The sequence below is a fragment of the Claveliimonas sp. genome, assembly GCF_037273965.1.
Lineage (GTDB): Bacteria > Bacillota > Clostridia > Lachnospirales > Lachnospiraceae > Claveliimonas > Claveliimonas bilis.
This window is the reverse complement of record NZ_JAYAZJ010000093.1, coordinates 1-4,471: the sequence shown is the minus strand read 5'-3', so window position 1 is coordinate 4,471 and position 4,471 is coordinate 1. Positions and strand designations below refer to the sequence as shown.

Sequence of the window (4,471 nt, the reverse complement as noted above, 5' to 3'; positions counted from 1 at the left end):
TTGAATCCTAATTTCTAAACTTAATGACATTGCTTTTAAAAAGTGTTACGTCCCAATTTACAGTAAATGGTGTGTATTTTTGAATGAATCGGTGTGTATTTTTGCACCAAGCGATATGCATTTTTGTCACTTTGCATGGATTTCCTGAAATTCTGTCATATTCTGTCTGTACCACAGCGGCAGATTATTTCTCTGACAGACCGGATTTTTCCTTTCTTTGATAGCGATTGTTCTGCAAAACATTTTCCACAGTTCTTCTAACTCAAGTTCTTTTTCGGACAACCGTCCGGATACTTCTTCATCAAGCTTTTCTCCTTCTGCCAAAACCCACTGTTTTCCAGCCTCATGTACCGCGAACATTTGTCTCCCTTTATCATATATCATCCAGTTTTCCATCGGAAAACGATCTTGAAAATGAGGCCCCAGACAGGGAAGCACCTGATTTTTAGGCGTAATTTCTGATAAAAGCACTCCATTTTCCAGCTCCCGAAATCTTATAAACCCTGTCAGCAAATGAGCCTCTTCCCCTACATTTCTGCTCAATTCAAATACTTTTTCTACATGTGTTTCCCCAAGATGATCCATAATCTTTCTGCTGTCCGGAATTTTTCTTGCCGCAAGCAAAGTCCCCAGAATCGCATCTCCCTTTTCCAGGTTTCTTGACAGCGATGCATAATACAAATCCCGGTATACAAGACTTCCCAGATTTTTAAGAATCATCTTCTCCACAGCTGCCGCTTTCCTCTCTGACTCTTCAATTTCCTGGTATTCACAAAAAAGCGCCGGCTCCACACTTCCCTGTATCGCTATACTAAGTTCTCTTCCTTCATTTCTCCTCTTCCACGCCTCATATACTGCCGAAAAAATCCCCGTAATACTATCTTTGCACACATATACTATTTTCATAACATCCCTCCCGAAACCTCACATCGTCAAACAAAGAAATCTGGCGATAAGTCATCCCATCTATTCCTTCCGGAAGTTTTTCTTTTGTATTCAGAAGATTTCTCGTAATGTAATCCTCTTCTATCTTTACCGGATACATCATCTTTCCGCCGCAGGTAATGAAATATAGTGCTCTCTTTAATACTACCCCCATTTTTTTCAAATCTTCAAAGCTCAACTTTCCATACCTCCTGGCTTTGACAATCCTGCCTGCCGAGCGATAACCGATTCCCGGAACTCTTAGCAAAGTCTCATAGTTCGCGGTGCTGATCTCTACCGGGAAAATGCCCAAATTCCGCAGGGCCCAGTTGCATTTCGGATCCAACAGGACATTAAAATTAGGATTATCCTCCGTAAGAAGCTCTTTTGCTTCAAAATGATAATACCGAAGCAGCCAGTCAGCCTGATAAAGCCTGTGCTCTCTAAGAAGAGGCGGCCCCTCCCCTGTCCTTGCCGGAAGACTGCTGTCCTCATTGACATGTACAAAAGCAGAGTAAAATACTCTTTTCAGCCCAAATTTTTTATAAAGAGATTCCGCCACATGGATAATCTGAAAATCTGTATCGGGAGTCGCCCCTATGATCATCTGTGTGCTCTGTCCTGCCGGGACAAAACGAGACGCATGTCTGTACACCTGAATCTCCTGCTTATTTTCTTCCATTCTGTTCTGCACAAGACGCATAGGAGAAAGTATATTTTTCCTTGTTTTGTGGGGCGCCAGACGTTTTAATCCTTCGGCTGTCGGAAGCTCCAGGTTGACACTCATTCTGTCCACAAGAAAACCAAGCTTTTGGATCAACTCCTGACTTGTTCCAGGGATCGCTTTGACATGAATATAGCCTTGAAAATGAAATTCTGTACGCAGCTTGTAGAGGGCAGCGTAAATAAGTTCCATCGTATAGTCTGGACTGTGCAGAACACCGGAACTTAAAAAAAGGCCTTCTATATAATTCCTTCTATAAAATTCCATTGTCAAACTGCAAATTTCATCCGGGGTAAAAGAGGCTCTCGGCACATCGTTGCTTCGGCGATTGATACAGTATTTACAGTCATAAATACATTCATTTGTAAAAAGGATCTTTAAAAGAGAGATACATCTGCCATCTGCTGAAAAACTGTGACATATTCCCGCCTGTGCGCAGCTTCCAATCCCTGTACCATCATTTCTCCTCTCCGTTCCGCTGGACGTACAGGCCACATCATATTTTGCAGCATCTGTTAAAATCCTGAGTTTTTCATATACTGACATGGATTCCTGTAAATTCATTTTATTATCCCCTCCGCAAACAAGAACATATGTTTGTATTAATTATACAAACGTATGTTCTTGTTGTCAATATATACTTATACGGATTTACACACCACCTGTTACAAAAATACCCACCGTTTGGCGCAAAAAAGCACACCGTTTAACGTAATTTGGGACGTAACACTTTTAAAAAGTGTTACGTCCCAAATTGAAATCAAATCTTATTCACCGCATCTTCCAGATACCGGTTGTCAGCCTCATAGAAACGTTCTTCTTCTACCAGCTCTGCCAGCCCTGCGTCTACAGGCATTTTTCCGAGAACCGGTATGCCAAGCCCTGCTGCCACTTCTTCAATATGGCTTTCTCCAAAGACAGAAATCTTTTTTCCACAGTCCGGACATACGAGATAACTGTAGTTTTCTACAATTCCCAAAACCGGAATATTCATTTTTTCCGCCATATGATAAGCTTTCTCCACAATCATCTGCACAAGATCCTGCGGGGATGTCACAATGACGATACCGTCCACCGGAAGGGACTGGAATACTGTCAGCGGCACATCTCCTGTTCCGGGCGGCATATCTACAAACAGATAATCCAGCTCTCCCCACATTACGTCGGTCCAGAACTGTGTCACCACGCCGGCAATAACCGGCCCTCTCCAGATCACCGGATCTGATTCGTTTTCCAGAAGAAGATTGACGGACATAATCCTTGTTCCGTCCTTCGCCTCACAGGGGAAAATTCCCTGCTCGCTTCCTTTAGCCTTCTCATGCAGGCCGTACATTTTCGGGATAGACGGGCCTGTGATATCGGCATCAAGGATTCCGACGGAAAATCCCTGCTGGCGCATCATTCTTGCCAGGGAAGCTGTCACCATGGACTTGCCGACACCGCCTTTTCCGCTTACTACTGCAATTACTTTATTGATATGAGAAAATGGATTTGCCGGTTCCTTCATATCCTGTGGCTTACTTCCGCAGGAATCCGCATGCGCACATCCGGCGCAGTCGGAAGGGGAACAACCATTTTGCTGCTCTGCCATGTCTTTTACCTCTTTTCTGATCTTCCGTTTTATTCTTCTACTGCTGCGATCACTTCGATCTCACACAGTACGTTCTTTGGAAGTGTTTTTACTGCAACGCAGCTTCTTGCCGGTTTGGATGTAAAATATTTTGCATATACTTCATTAAATGCACCGAAGTCTCCCATATCTGCCAGGAAGCATGTTGTCTTGATAACTTTATCATAAGTAGTTCCTGCTGCATTAAGAAGCTCTCCGATATTTTTGCATACCTGCTCTGTCTGTCCTTCAATTGTCTCTGCCTCAACTGCATCTGTAGCAGGATTAATGGCAATCTGTCCTGCTGCATAAAATACGCCGTTGTAAATATATCCCTGTGAATATGGTCCCAATGCCTTTGGTGCTTTTTCTGTTGCTACTACTTTCATTTCTATCTCTCCTTTGCCTTTTCTAATAATTTCTGTGCGACACACACGTCAAAAAGACCCATGCCTACAGATTTAAAGTATGTGGTTTTCTTTGCAATCTCATCTTCATCTGCATCCGATGCCAGGAACTTGTCCATCAAAACAACCTTATCCATTGTCAGACGGCCTTCTGCCAGAGGTACGCTTAAGTCTCCGCTTTCCTCACATGCATATGGCAGTTCAATGTATACATTGTCTACAAGATCCCATACTGCATCCGGTATCTCCCGCATTTCCGGCGTATAGGAACCGATGGCGATAATACATTTTCCTTCCAGAAGCTCTTTATAGTCAGGCAGCACCGGAGTCGTAGCGGCTGTTGTCGTACAGATGATATCACTTGCTTTCACTAATTCTTCCACTGTATTACATTGTACTACTTCCACTGCCGGATTATCAATAGTCTTCTTCAGTCTTTCTATGTAATCTGTCAGGTCCTTCTTGGTGCGGTTCCAGATATACACTGTTTTAATATCCCTTGCAGCGCACGCATAGACTGCCTGGTAAAATCCCTGCATACCGGCTCCTACGATTCCTACTGTATGAGCGTCCTTTCTGGACAGATGGCGCATACCTACTCCGCCCACTGCACCGGTTCTCCATGCAGTCACAGCCTGCCCGTCCAATACAGCAAGCGGAGCGCCTGTCACCTGGTCATTGAGGATAACAAGGCCATCGATAGACGGCAGTCCAAGTTTTGCATTTTCCGGGAAAATCGTAAGCATTTTTGTCCCGATAATGCTCTTTGTATAACAGGGCATGTAAATCAGCGTTTTGTTTTCATGT

At 43.7% G+C, this 4,471-nt stretch carries 5 protein-coding genes; all 5 read right to left on the bottom strand.

The genetic code is table 11. The features are described from left to right. Positions 1-126 precede the first annotated feature (126 nt). Positions 127-906: a TIGR03915 family putative DNA repair protein gene (locus WJ238_RS08770; protein WP_256193941.1), complete on the bottom strand. Its 780-nt coding sequence runs from the start codon at positions 904-906 to the stop codon at positions 127-129. Continuing rightward, positions 878-2,212, bottom strand: coding sequence for a putative DNA modification/repair radical SAM protein (locus WJ238_RS08765; protein WP_316270630.1), 1,335 nt, complete (start codon positions 2,210-2,212; stop codon positions 878-880). The genes WJ238_RS08770 and WJ238_RS08765 overlap by 29 nt, the downstream gene beginning before the upstream one ends. A gap of 196 nt (positions 2,213-2,408) precedes the next feature. Continuing rightward, positions 2,409-3,239 (bottom strand): Mrp/NBP35 family ATP-binding protein, encoded by an 831-nt coding sequence (locus WJ238_RS08760; RefSeq protein WP_230106456.1) that lies wholly within the window; start codon positions 3,237-3,239, stop codon positions 2,409-2,411. A gap of 29 nt (positions 3,240-3,268) precedes the next feature. After that, positions 3,269-3,646 carry a Rid family detoxifying hydrolase gene (locus WJ238_RS08755; protein WP_230106457.1) on the bottom strand — a complete coding sequence of 126 codons (378 nt, stop codon included), beginning with the start codon at positions 3,644-3,646 and terminating at the stop codon, positions 3,269-3,271. A gap of 2 nt (positions 3,647-3,648) precedes the next feature. After that, positions 3,649-4,471, bottom strand: an 823-nt coding sequence (locus tag WJ238_RS08750) for an ornithine cyclodeaminase family protein (RefSeq protein WP_337606696.1), incomplete at its 5' end; no start/stop codon positions are given.

Bases quoted from the DNA above. Each gene is read 5' to 3' on its own strand.
- WJ238_RS08770 (WP_256193941.1), bottom strand. From the start codon at position 906: ATGAAAATAGTATATGTGTGCAAAGATAGTATTACGGGGATTTTTTCG.
- WJ238_RS08755 (WP_230106457.1), bottom strand. From the start codon at position 3,646: ATGAAAGTAGTAGCAACAGAAAAAGCACCAAAGGCATTGGGACCATAT.
- WJ238_RS08765 (WP_316270630.1), bottom strand. From the start codon at position 2,212: ATGAATTTACAGGAATCCATGTCAGTATATGAAAAACTCAGGATTTTA.
- WJ238_RS08760 (WP_230106456.1), bottom strand. From the start codon at position 3,239: ATGGCAGAGCAGCAAAATGGTTGTTCCCCTTCCGACTGCGCCGGATGT.